15 protein-coding genes are annotated in these 15,201 nt (G+C 63.4%); 3 read left to right on the top strand and 12 right to left on the bottom strand.

Features of this window, described 5'->3' with window-relative positions; all coding sequences use genetic code 11:
* Positions 1 to 20: 20 nt before the first annotated feature.
* From PZL22_RS23190 to feuN, 11 genes are all read right to left on the bottom strand, one after another.
* On the bottom strand, positions 21 to 1,418 hold the full coding sequence (locus PZL22_RS23190; RefSeq protein ID WP_003527353.1) for a sensor histidine kinase: 1,398 nt from the start codon (positions 1,416 to 1,418) through the stop codon (positions 21 to 23).
* Entirely contained in the window at positions 1,415 to 2,116 is a 702-nt protein-coding gene (locus tag PZL22_RS23185) for a response regulator transcription factor (RefSeq protein WP_003527354.1), read from the bottom strand. The genes PZL22_RS23190 and PZL22_RS23185 overlap by 4 nt, the downstream gene beginning before the upstream one ends.
* 146 nt (positions 2,117 to 2,262) lie before the next feature.
* Positions 2,263 to 3,816 (bottom strand): Do family serine endopeptidase, encoded by a 1,554-nt coding sequence (locus PZL22_RS23180; RefSeq protein WP_003527355.1) that lies wholly within the window; start codon positions 3,814 to 3,816, stop codon positions 2,263 to 2,265.
* A 260-nt stretch (positions 3,817 to 4,076) separates the two neighbouring features.
* Positions 4,077 to 4,532, bottom strand: coding sequence for a cytochrome c-type biogenesis protein (locus PZL22_RS23175; protein ID WP_003527356.1), 456 nt, complete (start codon positions 4,530 to 4,532; stop codon positions 4,077 to 4,079).
* Positions 4,533 to 4,594: 62 nt separating this feature from the next.
* Positions 4,595 to 6,625 (bottom strand): heme lyase CcmF/NrfE family subunit, encoded by a 2,031-nt coding sequence (locus PZL22_RS23170; protein ID WP_003527357.1) that lies wholly within the window; start codon positions 6,623 to 6,625, stop codon positions 4,595 to 4,597.
* Positions 6,622 to 7,074, bottom strand: coding sequence for a cytochrome c maturation protein CcmE (ccmE, locus tag PZL22_RS23165; protein WP_003527358.1), 453 nt, complete (start codon positions 7,072 to 7,074; stop codon positions 6,622 to 6,624). Before ccmE ends, PZL22_RS23170 begins: the two co-directional genes overlap by 4 nt.
* Positions 7,071 to 8,210: a c-type cytochrome biogenesis protein CcmI gene (gene ccmI, locus PZL22_RS23160; RefSeq protein ID WP_003527359.1), complete on the bottom strand. Its 1,140-nt coding sequence runs from the start codon at positions 8,208 to 8,210 to the stop codon at positions 7,071 to 7,073. Before ccmI ends, ccmE begins: the two co-directional genes overlap by 4 nt.
* A gap of 174 nt (positions 8,211 to 8,384) precedes the next feature.
* Positions 8,385 to 8,831, bottom strand: a complete 447-nt coding sequence (locus tag PZL22_RS23155) for an RT0821/Lpp0805 family surface protein (RefSeq protein WP_003527360.1) — start codon at positions 8,829 to 8,831, stop codon at positions 8,385 to 8,387.
* A 175-nt stretch (positions 8,832 to 9,006) separates the two neighbouring features.
* Positions 9,007 to 10,392 (bottom strand): two-component system sensor histidine kinase FeuQ, encoded by a 1,386-nt coding sequence (gene feuQ, locus PZL22_RS23150; protein ID WP_003527362.1) that lies wholly within the window; start codon positions 10,390 to 10,392, stop codon positions 9,007 to 9,009.
* Entirely contained in the window at positions 10,382 to 11,053 is a 672-nt protein-coding gene (gene feuP / locus PZL22_RS23145; RefSeq protein ID WP_003527364.1) for a two-component system response regulator FeuP, read from the bottom strand. The genes feuQ and feuP overlap by 11 nt, the downstream gene beginning before the upstream one ends.
* A gap of 40 nt (positions 11,054 to 11,093) precedes the next feature.
* Complete coding sequence (gene feuN, locus PZL22_RS23140) at positions 11,094 to 11,345, bottom strand: two-component system FeuPQ modulator FeuN (RefSeq protein WP_003527365.1); 252 nt, start codon at positions 11,343 to 11,345, stop codon at positions 11,094 to 11,096.
* 344 nt (positions 11,346 to 11,689) lie between these two features.
* Here feuN and PZL22_RS23135 point away from each other — a divergent pair, with 344 nt between their 5' ends.
* Together PZL22_RS23135 and PZL22_RS23130 are read left to right on the top strand one after the other, a co-directional pair.
* The gene (locus PZL22_RS23135; protein ID WP_003527368.1) at positions 11,690 to 11,830 is read left to right on the top strand and encodes a hypothetical protein; all 141 of its coding nucleotides are present in this window, start codon (positions 11,690 to 11,692) and stop codon (positions 11,828 to 11,830) included.
* 66 nt (positions 11,831 to 11,896) lie between these two features.
* The gene (locus PZL22_RS23130; protein ID WP_003527369.1) at positions 11,897 to 12,232 is read left to right on the top strand and encodes an MmcQ/YjbR family DNA-binding protein; all 336 of its coding nucleotides are present in this window, start codon (positions 11,897 to 11,899) and stop codon (positions 12,230 to 12,232) included.
* A 61-nt stretch (positions 12,233 to 12,293) separates the two neighbouring features.
* On the opposite strand, the gene PZL22_RS23125 is transcribed toward PZL22_RS23130, so the two are convergent.
* Positions 12,294 to 12,761, bottom strand: a complete 468-nt coding sequence (locus PZL22_RS23125; RefSeq protein ID WP_003527370.1) for a YcgN family cysteine cluster protein — start codon at positions 12,759 to 12,761, stop codon at positions 12,294 to 12,296.
* A 120-nt stretch (positions 12,762 to 12,881) separates the two neighbouring features.
* Between PZL22_RS23125 and PZL22_RS23120 the strand changes: the two genes are divergently transcribed.
* Positions 12,882 to 15,116: a transglycosylase domain-containing protein gene (locus tag PZL22_RS23120; protein WP_033048490.1), complete on the top strand. Its 2,235-nt coding sequence runs from the start codon at positions 12,882 to 12,884 to the stop codon at positions 15,114 to 15,116.
* Positions 15,117 to 15,201: the final 85 nt, after the last annotated feature.

The following is a 15,201-nucleotide window of genomic DNA, read 5'->3' as shown; positions in this document are numbered from 1 at the left end:
CGGTTCCCGTCATGGGTTTATCAGGTCGCAACCGCCGGGAAAACCATGCGAACAGCCAAGCCCCGACCGTCCTCCTCCGTCGCCGACAGTTCCAGCGAGCCGCGGTGCATCTCCATGACGGCGTCGACGAGCGAGAGGCCGAGGCCCGTCCCCGGCTTCGACCGGCTTTCGTCGAGGCGAACGAAACGCTTGACGACCTCTCCGCGCATATTCTCCGGAATGCCGGGCCCGTGGTCGGCGACGGTCAACACGACGTGACGATCGCTCCTCATCATTTCAACCCGTATCAGCGGATTCTCGGCACCTTCCGCATATTTGATCGCATTGTCGATCAGGTTGCCCAGCGCCTGGCTGATCAGTTCGCGGTTGCCGGAGATCGCCACCCCCGGCGCCGCCTCCGCTTCGATGCGCATTTCCTTGTCTTCCGCCAGCGGCTCGTAGAGCTCGACGCAATCCGCCACGATCTGCGCCAGGTCGACTTCGCTCATCTCGGCGACGGCGGAGCCGGCTTCGACGCGGGAAATCATCAGAAGGGCGTTGAACGTACGAATCAACTGATCGGACTCGGCGATGATCTGTTCGAGCGCGCCGCTCTGGTTGCTCCCCTCGGTATCGGCGAGCGCCGCCTCTGCCTTGTTGCGCAAGCGCGTCAGCGGTGTCTTGAGGTCGTGCGCTATGTTGTCCGAGACCTGTTTCAGTCCTTCGTTCAGCTTCTCGATGCGCTCGAGCATCGCGTTCAGGGATTCCGAGAGACGGTCGAACTCGTCGCCGGAACCGCTCGTGGGCAAGCGTTGCGAGAGGTCCCCGGCCATGATCTTCGTGCTCGCCTCCGACATGCGGTCGATGCGGCGCAGGGCATTGCGGCCGATGCCGAACCAGATGACCAGCGCCCCGAGCCCCATGATGCCGAGCGCGACCATCAGTGCCTGACGGACAAGCACGCGGAACTTCTCGGGTTCCTGCAGGTCGCGGCCGACCAGTATCCTCAGCCCGTTGTCGAGCACCAGGACCTGGGCAAGGGCGACGTGCCTTTCGGCACGGCTCTCGTCGGTGAAGCGCCGGTAGCGGAACGGCTCCGACTTCCAGCCCTCGTCGTCGAGGAGCCCAGGTTGGAGCGCAGCCACATTGCCGGCGAGGATTTCTCCGTTCGGCCCCGCAATGACATAGAGATTTGCACCCGGCTGACGCGCCCGACGCTCCAGCGAGCGAAGCAGCCCGTTGATCCCGGCGCGGTCGTAGACATCCGCAATCTGGGTTACCTCGGCGGCGATCGAGTCGCGCGTCTGCTGCTGCAGGAGACGCTCCGACATGCCGGTCACGTAGAAGACGAGGAAGGCGGCGCAAAGGGAGAACAGGACCAGATAGAGCGCAGAGAGCCGGACTGCAGTCGTCCTGAACAGCACGCTGATCCTGCTCATGCGTCCGTGGTCCGGTCGTCCTTGATCATGTATCCGGCGCCACGGATCGTCCTCAGCAACGGCGGATCGAAATCCTTCTCGATCTTCGAACGCAAGCGCGAGACATGCACGTCGATCACATTGGTCTGGGGATCGAAATGATAGTCCCACACGTTTTCGAGCAACATGGTTCTCGTCACCACCTGTCCGGCATTCTTCATGAGATATTCGAGCAGCCGGAATTCGCGCGGCTGCAAGGGGATCTCCTTGCCCTGCCGCCGGACGGAATGGGACAAACGATCGAGTTCGAGATCGCCGACGCGATAGACCATGTCCTGCTCGGGTGCGCCCTTACGCCGGCCGAGTACCTCGACGCGGGCGAGAAGCTCGCTGAAGGCGTAGGGCTTCGGCAGGTAATCGTCACCGCCGGCGCGCAGGCCGGTGACGCGGTCGTCCACCTGGCCGAGTGCCGAGAGAATGAGCACCGGCGTGTGGATGTCCTTGCGCCTCAGTTCCGTAATCAGCGACAGGCCGTCGCGGCGGGGAAGCATGCGGTCGACGACAAGCACGTCATAGGCGTTCTCGCTCGCCATGAACAAACCGCTCTCGCCGTCACTCGCGTGGTCGCAGACAATGCCTGCCTCGCGGAAGGCCTTGGCAAGATAGGCGGCTGCCTCGAGATCGTCTTCAACAATCAGAATCTTCATGCGGGTGACCATAGTCCCGGACCTCTGTTCGTCTCAACCGGATTCGGTTCGCTGTGCGTACCGGGCACGCGGCCCGGCCAGACACAGGAAAGCGCCGCGACATGGCTTTATGTCGCGGCGCCCCCTCATGAAACGGCACTCAGTCCGTCCGTGGCATCTCAGCCCTGAGCGATGGGCAGTGCGACGAAGCGGCTGCCTTCCTGTGCTTCGATCTGGAACAGAGCCTTGCTGCGCCCGTCCTTCTTGGCGTTGTTGATCACCTTGAGAACGTCGTCTGCCGATTTCACTTCCTGGTTGTTGACGGAGACGATCTTCTCGCCTTCCTTCAGGCCGCGATCGCCGGCGTCGGAATCCGGATCGACGGAGGCGATCGTGACGCCCTTGCCGTCCTCCGACGGGGTCACCGTCAGGCCGAGGTCGGCCAGCGCCTCCTCGCCTGCCTGCCCTTCGTCGGGCTGCGCTTCACCGGTCGCCGGTGCGGGCTCCTTGGCATCGCTCGGCAGCGTGCCGATCTCGAGGTTGACCGTTTCGGATTTGCCGCCGCGCCACAGGGTAACCTCCGCAGTGGAGCCGGGGCGCAGGGCCGCAACGCGACGTGCGAGGTCCCGCGGATCCTTGACCGGCTCGCCGTTGAGCGCCGTCACGACGTCGCCGTTCTTGATCCCGGCCTTTTCACCCGGCGAGCCCGCCTGAGGCTCGACGACGAGGGCGCCGTTCGCTTCGGAAAGGCCGAGCGACTCGGCGATATCCTTCGTCACCGGCTGGATCTGGACACCAAGCCAGCCGCGCGACACCGTGCCGTCCTTGATGAGGGAGTCCACGACATCCTTTGCGACCGAGGCGGGGATTGCGAAGGCGATGCCGACATTGCCGCCGGAGGGCGAGAAGATGGCCGTGTTGATACCGACCACCTCGCCGGAAAGATTGAAGGTCGGACCACCGGAATTGCCGCGGTTCACCGCTGCGTCGACCTGCAGATAATCGTCATAGGGACCGGAGCCGATATCGCGGCCCCGAGCGGAGATGATGCCGGCGGTCACCGTGCCGCCGAGGCCGAAGGGATTGCCGACAGCGACCACCCAGTCGCCGACGCGCACCTTCTCGTCGTCCGCGAAGCTGACATAGGTGAACTTGCGCTTGTCATCGACCTTGAGCACGGCAAGGTCGGTCCGGCTGTCCTTGCCGACGAGCTTGGCGTCGAGCTCGGTTCCGTCGTTCATGATGACGGTGAAGGCCGAGCCGTCGGAGACGACGTGGTTGTTGGTGACGAGGTAACCGTCTTCGGTGATGAAGAAGCCGGAGCCTTGCGCCCGCGGACGGAGACGACCTTCGCCACGCGGACCGCGGCGGTCGCGCCAACGATCGGCACGGTCATTTTCACGCGGAGCGAATTCGCGGAAGAAACGCCGCAGCGGATGGTCTTCCGGCAGGTCCTCGAACCCGCGGCCGCCGAAATCGAAGGTGAAGTTGCTTTCATCGTCGCTGACGCGTTCACGTGCCTGCACGCGGACGGAGACGACCGCCGGCGAAACGGCGTCGACCACATTGGCGAAACTCGGCACAGCCGGGGCCTGCACCCTCACGGCTTCGGCGAAGGACTGCGCGACTTCGGCCGGCAGGCCGGTCGTCAGCAGCACGGCTGCGAGACCGGCTACCGTCGTGGTCTTCAGCACAGTCTTCAAGGAGGGACGTGGAGCTTTGATCGTAGACATTCGTTTTGCCTTCTCTCTTTCATGAAGCCCGCCTGCAAGGCAGGCTGCTTCGAAACCTTTTCCCCGAGTCGGATCCAACGGCCTCACCGTCGGAAACCCGCTCGTCTGGCTGTGACTGGAGGAAACAGCCTATGCCGTCAGATGTAACGGACGGGACCTTACTGAGTTCTGTCCGGCAGATGAATTTTTGGTAATGTTGCGGTGGAGCTGCAAGGCGCGGACGGATGCGCCCAAATCGCGTTGGCGCCTCCTGCTTGAGATCAGGGCCGCAGGAGCCTGTCCAGCCTTTCCTTTTCCTCGGCGGAAAGCGGTGCGCCCGGAACTCTTGCGCCGCGGCGTCTTGCGGCCACGACGAGGGTGATGATGCCGGCCACGAGCAGAATGGCAGGCATGCCCCACAGCACGAGCGTCTTGGCCTCGAGGCGAGGGTTCAGGAGCACGAATTCGCCGTAGCGTGAGACGACGTAGGAGATCACGGCTTCGTCGGAATCGCCGTTCTTCAGGCGCTCGCGTACGAGCAGCCGCAGATCCTTGGCGAGTTCAGCGTTCGAATCGTCGATCGACTGGTTCTGGCAGACCATGCAGCGGAGCTGGGCGGAGATCGCCCGGGCACGCGCTTCGAGCGCCGGATCCGCAAGCACCTCGTCCGGATTGACGGCGAAGCCCGGGGCAACGGACGCCAGCAAAAGGAAGAGGGCGATCAGCAGCCGGATCATTTGGCAGCTCCCCCAGAGCGGGATGAGGAAAAGTGTGCACGGTTTTCCGCCCGCATCCCGCTCTAACCTTTAGAATCGATCACGTTGATGATTTTTGGTCGATCCGACCTGAAATCATCGTGATCCAGGGCGAGGGCCTTTCTGGCACGCGCCGGCGCGCCGACGCGAAGGCGCCGGTCGCTGAGCGAAACGACGCCGCCGACCATCATCACGAGCGCGCCGCCCCAGATGCAAAGGATCAGCGGTTTCCACCAGATGCGGACGACGATGCCGCCGTCTGCCATGTCGTCGCCCAAGGATACATAGAGCTGGCTCAGGCCGAAGGTCCGGATTCCGGCCTCGGTCGTCGGCATGCGCCGCGCTGAATAGAGCCGTTTCGACGACCAGATCTCGGTAACCTCGACACCGCCTCGACTGACGGTGAAATGGCCGACATCCTCGGTATAGTTCGGCCCGCGCCCTTCACGCATGCCGTCGAAACGCAGGCTGTAACGCCCGACATCGACCACCGCCCCCGGTTTCATCTCAACGACCGTTTCCGTTTCGAAAGCCGTGACCGTGACGATCCCGATCAGGGTGATTCCGAGCCCGATATGGGCGAGCGCCGTGCCGAAAGCCGAACGCGGCAGGCCCGAAAGCCGTCTCCAGGCGACGCCCGCCGCCACCTTGCCGAGACCGGAGCGCAGAACCAGATCGGTGAGCGCTCCCAGAATCAGGTAGACGCCGAGGCCGAGGCCGAAAGGAGCCAGGACCGGACCACCGTTTACCGCGTAATAACAGATCGCCGCGGCGAACAGGCCGAGCGCGGCAGCCGCAAACAGACGCTGCGCCGCACCGGCAAGGTCGCCGCGCTTCCAGGCAAGCAGCGGGCCGAAGGGAACGACGGCGATGAGCGGCAGCATCAGCAGACCGAACGTCATGTTGAAGAACGGCGCGCCGACCGAAATTTTGTCGCCGGTCAGCGCTTCGAGTACCAGCGGATACAGCGTGCCGGTCAGCACCGTCGCCGTGGCCGTCGTCAGGATCAGGTTGTTCACGACGAGCGCACCCTCGCGCGAAACCGGTGCGAATATTCCCCCGGCCTTAAGATGGGAGGCACGGAAGGCAAAGAGCGAAAACGCACCGCCGATGAAGACGACGAGGATGGCGAGAATGAAGACGCCGCGGGTCGGGTCGGTGGCGAAGGCATGGACGGATGTCAGCACGCCGGAGCGCACCAGGAACGTGCCGAGCAGCGACAGCGAGAAGGTCATGATCGCCAGCAGCACGGTCCAGATCTTCAGCGCTTCGCGCTTTTCCATGACCAGGGCCGAGTGCAGAAGTGCCGTTCCGGCGAGCCAAGGCATGAAGGAGGCGTTTTCGACCGGGTCCCAGAACCACCAGCCGCCCCAGCCCAACTCGTAATAGGCCCAATAGGAGCCCATGGCGATGCCGGCGGTAAGAAAGGTCCAGGCGGCAAGTGTCCACGGCCGCACCCAACGCGCCCAGGCCGCATCGATCCGCCCCTCGATGAGCGCGGCGACCGCGAAGGAGAAGCATACGGAAAAGCCGACATAGCCGAGATAGAGCAAGGGCGGGTGGATCGCGAGCCCGATATCCTGCAGCACGGGGTTGAGGTCCCTGCCCTCGCCCGGTGCCGGCACTAGCCGTGCGAAGGGATTGGAGGTCAGCAGGACGAAGAACGCGAAGGCGGTCGCGATCCAGGCCTGCACCGCAAGCACGTTCGCCTTCAACGTCTCCGGCAGGTTGCGGCCGAAGAGCGCCACCATCGCGGAAAAGAAGACGAGAATCAGCAGCCAGAGAAGCATCGAGCCTTCATGGTTTCCCCAGACCCCGGTAATCTTGTAGATCAGCGGCTTGAGGGAATGCGAGTTCTCCCAGACGTTCTTGACCGAGAAATCCGATGTCACATAGGCGAATGTCAGCACGGCGAAGGAGAAAGCGACGAGCAGGAAGCAGACGAGCGCCGCGTTTGCTGCCAGTCCCATCAAGGAAGGGTCGCCGCGCCGCACCCCCAGGACGGGCAGGACGCCCTGGATGATCGCGGTCGCGAGCGCCAAAACCAGTGCATAGTGCCCGAGTTCGATGATCATCGGATGTTTTCCTCCCCGCCGAGCGTGACGCCCTGCGCTTTGAGGCGGTCGGCGACATCCTTCGGCATGTATGTCTCATCATGCTTTGCGAGGACGGTGTCCGCAACGAAAACCGGGCTGCCGCCGACGAAGGCACCCTCGGCCACCACGCCCTGGCCCTCTCGGAAGAGGTCGGGCAGGATGCCGGTATAGGTCACCGGAACGGTCGCAAGCGTATCCGTCACCGTGAAGGTGATGGTCCTGCCCTCGCCGCGCTTGACGGAGCCCGCCTCGACAAGTCCGCCGAGGCGGATACGCGTCCCCGGCGCGACGTCGGCCTTCGCAAGATCGCCCGGAACATAGAAATAAGCGACCGCCTGGCTGAAGGCGAACATGACGAGCAGCACCGCGGCCGTCAGAAATGCCACGCCGCCGCCGATTATCGCCAACCTTTTCTGCTTGCGTGTCATTCAGCCTCTCCGCCGGCGTCGATCCCCAGTTCCCGGGCCAAGGCCAGCAACTGCTTCCCCTGCTCGCCCGTTGCCGGGAAGGCCCTCAGTCCGTCATGCAACGCATCTTTCGCCCTGTCTCTTTGGTCCAGCACCACATAGGAACGGACCAGGCGCATCCAGCCCTCCAGGTTGGCCGGGTCCTCCTTCAGGCGGCTTGCCAGGCTGTCGACCATGCCGCGGATCATCGCCTGCCGGTCGCCGGCATTCATTTCCTTTGCGGCGGCAATATCGCCGGGAGCCGGATTTCCGGGCGCGGCAGGGCCGGCCGGGGCGGCGGCGAGCTCCGCGATATGCTGGTTCACCAGAGACAACCAGGGCGCATCGGCCGGTGAGCTCTCTGCGAGCTTGCGGAATGCTGCGAGCGCCTCTGCGTGCTTGCCCTCCTGCTTCAGGCCGAGCGCGAGGTAGAATGCGGAGCGTGGATCGTCGGGGTCGAGGGCCAGCGCCTTTTGCAGAGCGTTCTGCGCCTCGGCTGTGACCAGACCGCCGGCCTGCGCCACCAGAGCCTCGGCGTAGCCGCCCATTCTTGCCGGGGTTGGCCCGAGCAGGCGGATCGCGCGGTCGTAGGCGGCGACGGCATCGTCCAGACGGCCATGGCGCATGTAGATCGGCGCCAGCAGATCCCAGCCGGCACCGTCTTGAGGATTGAGGGCCAGATGGTTTTCGGCCTTCGCGATCAGGATGTTGACGTCGTCGCCGGGGTCGGCAAGGCGGGCCGCGAGCGGCTGCGCCGGCACGCCGGGGCTCCCGGTCGTCAAATAGAGACAAAGGCCGACAGCCGGAAGACAGAGGAAAATGAAAGCCTGCGCCAGGCGGTTGGATAGAAGCCGCTTCGGCGTGCGCTCCGCCACAGCCTGATCCGCGGCACTGGCTGCAAGCATGCGGCGGGCGATCTCGGCCCTGGCCAGCTCGGCTTCCTCGCTTCCGATCAGACCGGCCTCCCGGTCCCGCGCCAGCTCACCGAGCTGATCGCGATAGACTTCGATGTCGTGACTATGGCGAGACGGCAGTGGCTCTGCCGCCCGCATGAGCGGCAGAAGAAGCACGGCTGCGACAGCCGCCGTCAGAATGGCGACGAGGATCCAGAACAACATGTTTGGGGAATACTATGAGGGCCATGTCATTCCAACTCGAAAACCGGCAATGACGTATATTTGAGGCGTTTCGCCGCAAGAAGTGCCGCCGCGCGCGAGGAATCCGCTCGCCCAAAGCAAACCGGCCGCGGGTCAACACCTTACACGGTTCGCGATATGTGAGGGCGGTGCCGCTCAGGTGAGCGGCGTCCAGCTTCCATCGCTGTTGCGGCAGGCCGCGCCGCGTGCCGTGGTCTGTTGGCTTTTGACGGTAACCGTATGGCTGTATTGACGGCAATTCTGCGACCCGACCTGATACGGTGCGGCAGCGACGACGGAGCCGCTGACGCCCCGCCCTTGCCAGGCGACGGGCTGCCCGCCCGGCGCGGCCTCGAGGGCGCGATACTCGGCCTCGAGCGCCCGCTGCCGGTCCGACTTGCCGAGATCGACGCCGCCAAGGCGCGAAACGACGCCACCCTGCAGGGCTTCGATATAAGTCGCGGACGATGCAACGCGGGTGGAAGCTGCTCCGAGTCCGGCAACCGCCCCGCCTTGGCCGGACGAGGTCGTGCCACAGCCGGCGAGGGCTACACCCGAAGCCACCACCGCGATCCTACCGCGTGACGCGAAGGCTCGCGTCATTTCTGCGTAATTCCTCATGATACGCGCTACTCATTCCTCTTGTCGGTCGCCAGTCGAGTTCTTTTTGCACCACCTGAGGGTCGAGGCAACCGCCTGCCGTCAGCGCCGGCATTTTCAGGTCCGGGTGTGACCGCCGGATCACGATCGTCCCGCATCGGTCCTATCCGGTTGGCGCTTAGACTGCGGCCGGCAGTACGAGCGTGGCCCGCAATCCTCCAACATCGCGACGGCTGAGCTCCACACTTCCCTGATATTCACCCACGATCTCGCTTACGATCGAAAGACCGAGCCCGGTTCCGGGCTTGCTCTCGTCGAGCCGCTTGCCGCGCTTCATCGCCACCGCGATCTGATCGGGGTCGAGCCCCGGTCCGTCGTCGTCGATCTGGAGCACGATCCACTGGCGGCCCGGCTCCCTTTCGCGCGCATCTTCAGGGGCCGGCTCGACATTCAGCGAGATCCGATCATGCGCGTAACGGGCGGCGTTTTCCAGCAAGTTGCCGACCGTTTCCTCGACGTCCTGCTGTTCCATCGCCAGCACCAGTCCGGGCGGATTGATCGAGAGGCTGAATTGCTTGTCGGGGTTGAGGCGCCGCATCACCCGCATGATTCTTTCCAGTGCCGGCTGGGCTTCGGTCCGCGCCAGAACCGACCCGCGCTGGGCGGCGATCCTGGCGCGGCTGAGATAGGATTGCACCTGTGTCTGCATCGCGTCCGCCTGGGCCCTGACCAGTTCGCCGTGCGGCACCTCCAGCACTCTCGCCTCGTTGAGCAGCACGGCGATCGGCGTCTTGAGCGAATGGGCCAGATTGCCGACCTGCATGCGCGCGCGTTCGACGATGCGCCGATTGCTGTCGATCAGCGCGTTCACCTCGTTGGCAAGCGGCTGGATCTCCCGCGGGAAAGCGCCATCCAGCCGCTCGCTCTCCCCCGTGCGGATCTTTTCAAGCGAGCGGCGTACCTGGTCGAGCGGCTTCAGGCCGAACAGGATCGTGAGCGCGTTCACGCCAAGGCCGCCAAGGCCGAAAATGGACAGGGCGATCGTGAGGTTGCGCGTGAAGCGGTCGATATCCGCCTCGAGCACATCGCGGTTGCCGGCGACGCGGAAGCGGGCGGCGTGGCCCTGAATGTCGAGAACGACCTCGGTCTCTGCCACCTCGACCTCGTTTCCGAACGGATCCGTGGTGGTGTAGAACCGCTCGTAGCGGATGTCGAAGGGGACCTCGTCGACGCTGACGATCGGCAGTTTCGCCGTGCCGAGCGACGTCGATATCAGCGGCGGCGTGTCGAATTCGCCGATCGGCTCGACGATCCAGTACCAGCCCGTCTGAGGCTGGGAAAAGCGCAGGTCGCCGAGCTGCGGGCTCCCGGAGAGCGCAGCCTTCTCGTCGACGGAGATGGAGTTGATGACGTTGTAGAGCTGCGCGCGCAGCAGATCCTGAAAGCCGCGCTCGGACCCCTGCCGGTAAAGAGCTGAGATGACAACCCCGATAACCACGAGGGCAACGACGGCCCAGACGGTCGAAACCGACAGAACGCGCGCCGTGAGCGATCTAATGGCCATTGCCGGGTGCTTGCATGCGATATCCGAGGCCGCGCACCGTTTCGATCAGATCGTTGCCGATCTTCTTACGGAGCCGGCCGATGAAAACCTCGATCGTGTTGGAATCGCGATCGAAGTCCTGATCATACATGTGTTCGACCAACTCGGTGCGGGAAACCACCTGTCCCATATGGTGCATGAGGTAGGAAAGCAGACGGAACTCGTGCGATGTGAGCTTCAGCGCGACGCCAGCGACGGTCGCCTTGGAGCCCTTGGTGTCGAGACGGACGGGGCCGCAGACGATCTCGGAGCTTGCGTGCCCGGCGGCCCGCCGGATCAACGCACGGATGCGGGCCAGCACCTCCTCGACGTGGAAAGGCTTCGCCACATAATCGTCGGCGCCGGCATCGATGCCTGCGACCTTGTCGCTCCATCGATCGCGGGCCGTCAGGATCAGCACCGGCATGGTCTTGCCGTCTGCGCGCCATTTCTCGAGAACGGTGATGCCGTCCATCTCCGGAAGACCTATATCGAGAATTACCGCATCATAGGGCTCCGCATCGCCTAGATAGTGGCCCTCTTCGCCGTCATAAGCCTGGTCGACGACATAACCGGCCTCCTTCAGAGCGTCAGCCAGTTGCCTGTTCAGATTGGTATCGTCCTCGACGATCAGAATGCGCATTGTCGTCCACTTCCCTTGCCTTCGGGTACCCCGAAAGAACTTACATAGGCACTTTCACCGTGACTTTCTTGGGGCGCCCTCCATTGCCCGGGATGAGCACCGTCACCACGCACTGCCCATCGCCGGTCGGCTGGGCAGAAAGCAGCTCGCCACCCGTCTGGGCGACCACCTGCGCGGCGGCCGCGCTGCAATCGCCAGCCACGCGGACGACAACCGCAGGCATGTTGACGGCAGGCGGAGAAAAGCCTGCGAGGCCTGCGGCGAGCGCGGCTATGGTCAATGCTGAAGACATGAACGCACTTTCGACTGGGAAGCACTATGCCGGAATCATTAACCGATACAGGCTGAATGGCAAATGAATGTCGGCCTTGAGGATACGCGCACCCGCGTCCGGCGGTTGCTTGACCTCTGGCCGAGGAAAACGACCACAGATTGCAGAGGTCGGGCGAACCGGTCTTTCGGGCAGCTCGGTGCGGGCATCGATGATGACGCCGGCATCTTTCTGTGGATCGTCTGGAAAATTAATCGATTTAAATTTTTTTCAATCGTTTAAATGCTTTAAACCGCTGATTTACAAAGTCTTTATCCTGTGGAATCGTCCGCCCAGTCCAACATTCTCGCCCAAAGGAGAGCCGGATGAAGACACTCGCCAACAAGCCGCCGGTATCACCGCAATCCAGAATTCCGCAATCGCTGCTCGAGCGGTTCGAGAACGAGTGGCGCGAAATGCGCACGGTCGGCGAGGCTGCACAGAAGACCGTTCCTCCCGCAGAGTGAATTGCTGTGGCGGCCCCGGCGGCGCGGGGTTTTTGCCAATCGGCAATTCCATGCTACTCTCCTGGCATGCTGACCGAAGAAATCGAAAAGCTGGCCCTGAGCCTTCCGGGAACCCAGGAAAATGCCCATTTCGGTGCACGGGATTTCCGTGTGGGCAAGCGGATTTTCATGACCCTGCCGGAAGCCGGTCGCGCCGTTTTCAAGTTCACGCCCGACCAGCAGCGAATGCTTCTGGAAATGGAGCCCGGCGTCTGCGCCGCCGTTCCCGGCGGCTGGGGCGCACGCGGCTGGACATCATTCTATTTCGTCGGTGCCGACGACGAACTCGTTCGCCAGTCCATGGAAACCGCATGGCGCAATGTCGCGCCGAGAAGCCTCGTCGCCAAGAACGGCCGTCACTGACGGCGACGGTGCCGCGCATTTCATGGATACGCAAAGTCGCTGCAGCACTCTGCGCCGTGCCCTAATCGGCCGGCTCCCTGCCGACCTCTAGCGGCCAGGTCACGAGATAATCTTCATAATCTTCGATATCGATGCCGTCCTCGGCGACGGTGCGTCCGCGCACGGATATGCCGGCCGCATGCACGGTCTCCGGATCGCCGGAGACGAGAGGGTGCCACCAGTAGAGATCCCTGCCTTCGGCGACCAGACGGTAACCGCAGGTCGGCGGCAGCCAGCTGATCTCGCGCACTGCCTTCGGCGTCAACTGAATGCAGTCCGGCACGGTTGCCTGGCGATTGTCATAGTCCTTGCAACGACAGCTTTCTCCATCCAGCAGCGTGCAGCGGATCGAAGTCCAGGCGATCTCGGAACTATCCCAATCCTCGAGCTTGTTGAGACAACAGAGCCCACAACCATCGCAGAGGCTCTCCCACTCCGCGCCGGTCATCTCCTCGAGACCTTTCGTCTTCCAGAAAGGCATTTCGCCCATAAAGTCACACTTTCATATAATCCGAGCCAACATGGAAACTTCGCAGAAAATTGCCGGTTTTTTAAGGCGGGTTGCGCGATATGCAAGTAGATTGGATTGCCGCCCCGTGCAAATATCGTCATGAGGCAGAACCTTCGGGACATGAAAGCCGTGCAGGAACCGAGGAAAGAGGACAACCGGCCGAAAAGGCGACACATCTTTCTTCGGATCGATTCCTGGATCGATTCGACCGTATGGAGCGCAGGATTCCGGCTCGGGGAGTGGTGGGAGGACACCACCATCTTTTTCCGCCGGTTTCGCGTGCGCGGCTGGAAAAGAGCGTTCTTCGAAGTGCTCGGCGAGGGAATGACGCTTGGCGCGGCGGGCTCGGTGCTGATGTTGGCGCTCGCCCTTCCCGCCTTCGAGGAAACCAAGGGCAACTGGCGGGCGCAAAGCGATTTCGCAGTCACCTTTCTTGACCGCTACGGTAACGAGATCGGCCACCGGGGCATCATCCACGAGGATTCCGTCCCGATCGACGAGCTGCCGGATCACCTCATAAAAGCGGTCCTCGCCACGGAAGACAGGCGCTTCTTCGACCATTGGGGCATAGATTTTCTCGGGCTCGCACGCGCCATGACCGAGAACGCTCGCGCCGGCGGGGTCGTTCAAGGCGGCTCGACACTCACGCAGCAGCTGGCCAAGAACCTGTTCCTCTCGAACGAGCGGACGATCGAGCGCAAGATCAAGGAAGCCTTTCTCGCCGTCTGGCTCGAATCCAACCTGTCGAAGAAGGAAATCCTCCGCCTCTATCTCGACCGCGCCTATATGGGCGGCGGCACCTTCGGCGCGGCAGCGGCGGCGCAATTCTATTTCGGCAAGGCGATTACCGACGTCAATCTTGCCGAGTCGGCGATGCTCGCCGGGCTCTTCAAGGCGCCGGCGCGCTATGCCCCCCATGTGAACCTGCCGGCGGCCCGTGCCCGCGCCAACGAGGTCCTGAGCAATCTCGTCCAGGGCGGGCTGATGACGGAGGGACAGGTGATCGCCGCCCGCCTCACCCCGGCCTCCGTGGTCGATCGTGCCCAGGTCAAGGCACCGGATTTCTTCCTCGACTGGGCCTTCGAAGAGGTCCAGCGCATTGCCGCTCCCTTCGCGCAGCATTCGCTGATCGTGCGCACGACGATCGACATGGGGCTGCAGCAAGCAGCCGAGGAAGCGGTCGAATCGGGCCTCAGGCAATATGGCGAGAGCTACAAGGTCAAGCAGGGCGCTCTCGTCATGGTCGAGCATGGCGGCGCGGTACGGGCGATGGTCGGCGGCCGCGACTACGGCGAAAGCCAGTTCAACCGCGCCACGCGCGCGCTGCGCCAGCCGGGCTCGTCCTTCAAGGTCTATACCTACGCTGCCGCGATGGAAAAGGGCATGACACCGGAAACCGTCGTCGTCGACGCGCCGATCACCTGGCGTGGCTGGTCGCCGCAGAACTACGGCCGCAAATATGCCGGCCGGGTGACGGTGATGAACGCGCTCGCCAGATCGATAAACACTATTCCGGTCCGCCTCGCCAAGGACAAGCTCGGTACAGAAATCATTGCCGAGACCGCCAAGAGAATGGGCATCGAGACCCCGGTTCGCACCGACAAGACCATGCCGCTCGGCACCTCCGAAGTGACCGTGCTCGATCAGGCGACGGCCTACGCGGTCTTTCCGGCGGGCGGGTTACAGTCGCGACGCCACGGCATCAGTCAGATTCTCAACTACGACGGCGACATTCTCTACGACTTCGGGCGCGACGCGCCGCCCCAACGCAGGGTGCTGAGCGAACAGGCAGTCTCGTCGATGAACCGCATCCTGACGCAGATCCCGGTCATCGGCACGGCGCGACGCGCAGCCCTCGACAACGGGATCATCACCGGCGGCAAGACCGGAACGACACAGGCCTATCGCGACGCATGGTTCGTCGGCTTCACCGGCGACTACACCACGGCCGTCTGGTTCGGCAATGACGACTATACCTCCACCGACGAAATGACCGGCGGCTCTCTCCCGGCGATGACCTTCAAACGACTGATGGACTATGCCGAACAGGGGATCGAGCACCGCGCGATTCCGGGCATCGAAATCGCGCCCGCCAAACCGGCGAAGGAGCGATCCGCCGAAACTGCGAAGCCGGACGAGAATGCCCTGCCGCCGCTCGTGCGGCCGCGATCACTGTCCGCGGACGTAACCCGGCTGTTGAAAAAGATCGGCGACACATTCGAGAAAGCGCAACCGCTCAAGGCGCGCGAAAGGCCCGGCGGCAAGGTGGCCGTGCTCGAGCCGACGGATCGAGGCGTGAACATGCGGACCATGCCGGGCACGACAAACAATTGACTTTGCAGTCAGAAATCCGTTCTCTGGCGAACAAGCCGAGCGGCGCCCCCACGAGCGCCGACAGGGTAAACGACGCAACATTCGA

Source organism: Ensifer meliloti (assembly GCF_030064585.1).
GTDB classification, from domain to species: Bacteria; Pseudomonadota; Alphaproteobacteria; order Rhizobiales; family Rhizobiaceae; genus Sinorhizobium; species Sinorhizobium meliloti.
The sequence above is the reverse complement of the archived record's forward strand: the minus strand, read 5'-3'. Positions and strand labels throughout refer to the sequence as shown.

Coding starts and splice junctions, on each gene's coding strand:
- PZL22_RS23190 (WP_003527353.1), bottom strand. CDS start 1,418: ATGAGCAGGATCAGCGTGCTGTTCAGGACGACTGCAGTCCGGCTCTCT.
- PZL22_RS23185 (WP_003527354.1), bottom strand. CDS start 2,116: ATGGTCACCCGCATGAAGATTCTGATTGTTGAAGACGATCTCGAGGCA.
- PZL22_RS23180 (WP_003527355.1), bottom strand. CDS start 3,816: ATGTCTACGATCAAAGCTCCACGTCCCTCCTTGAAGACTGTGCTGAAG.
- PZL22_RS23175 (WP_003527356.1), bottom strand. CDS start 4,532: ATGATCCGGCTGCTGATCGCCCTCTTCCTTTTGCTGGCGTCCGTTGCC.
- PZL22_RS23170 (WP_003527357.1), bottom strand. CDS start 6,625: ATGATCATCGAACTCGGGCACTATGCACTGGTTTTGGCGCTCGCGACC.
- ccmE (WP_003527358.1), bottom strand. CDS start 7,074: ATGACACGCAAGCAGAAAAGGTTGGCGATAATCGGCGGCGGCGTGGCA.
- ccmI (WP_003527359.1), bottom strand. CDS start 8,210: ATGTTGTTCTGGATCCTCGTCGCCATTCTGACGGCGGCTGTCGCAGCC.
- PZL22_RS23155 (WP_003527360.1), bottom strand. CDS start 8,831: ATGACGCGAGCCTTCGCGTCACGCGGTAGGATCGCGGTGGTGGCTTCG.
- feuQ (WP_003527362.1), bottom strand. CDS start 10,392: ATGGCCATTAGATCGCTCACGGCGCGCGTTCTGTCGGTTTCGACCGTC.
- feuP (WP_003527364.1), bottom strand. CDS start 11,053: ATGCGCATTCTGATCGTCGAGGACGATACCAATCTGAACAGGCAACTG.
- feuN (WP_003527365.1), bottom strand. CDS start 11,345: ATGTCTTCAGCATTGACCATAGCCGCGCTCGCCGCAGGCCTCGCAGGC.
- PZL22_RS23135 (WP_003527368.1), top strand. CDS start 11,690: ATGAAGACACTCGCCAACAAGCCGCCGGTATCACCGCAATCCAGAATT.
- PZL22_RS23130 (WP_003527369.1), top strand. CDS start 11,897: ATGCTGACCGAAGAAATCGAAAAGCTGGCCCTGAGCCTTCCGGGAACC.
- PZL22_RS23125 (WP_003527370.1), bottom strand. CDS start 12,761: ATGGGCGAAATGCCTTTCTGGAAGACGAAAGGTCTCGAGGAGATGACC.
- PZL22_RS23120 (WP_033048490.1), top strand. CDS start 12,882: ATGAGGCAGAACCTTCGGGACATGAAAGCCGTGCAGGAACCGAGGAAA.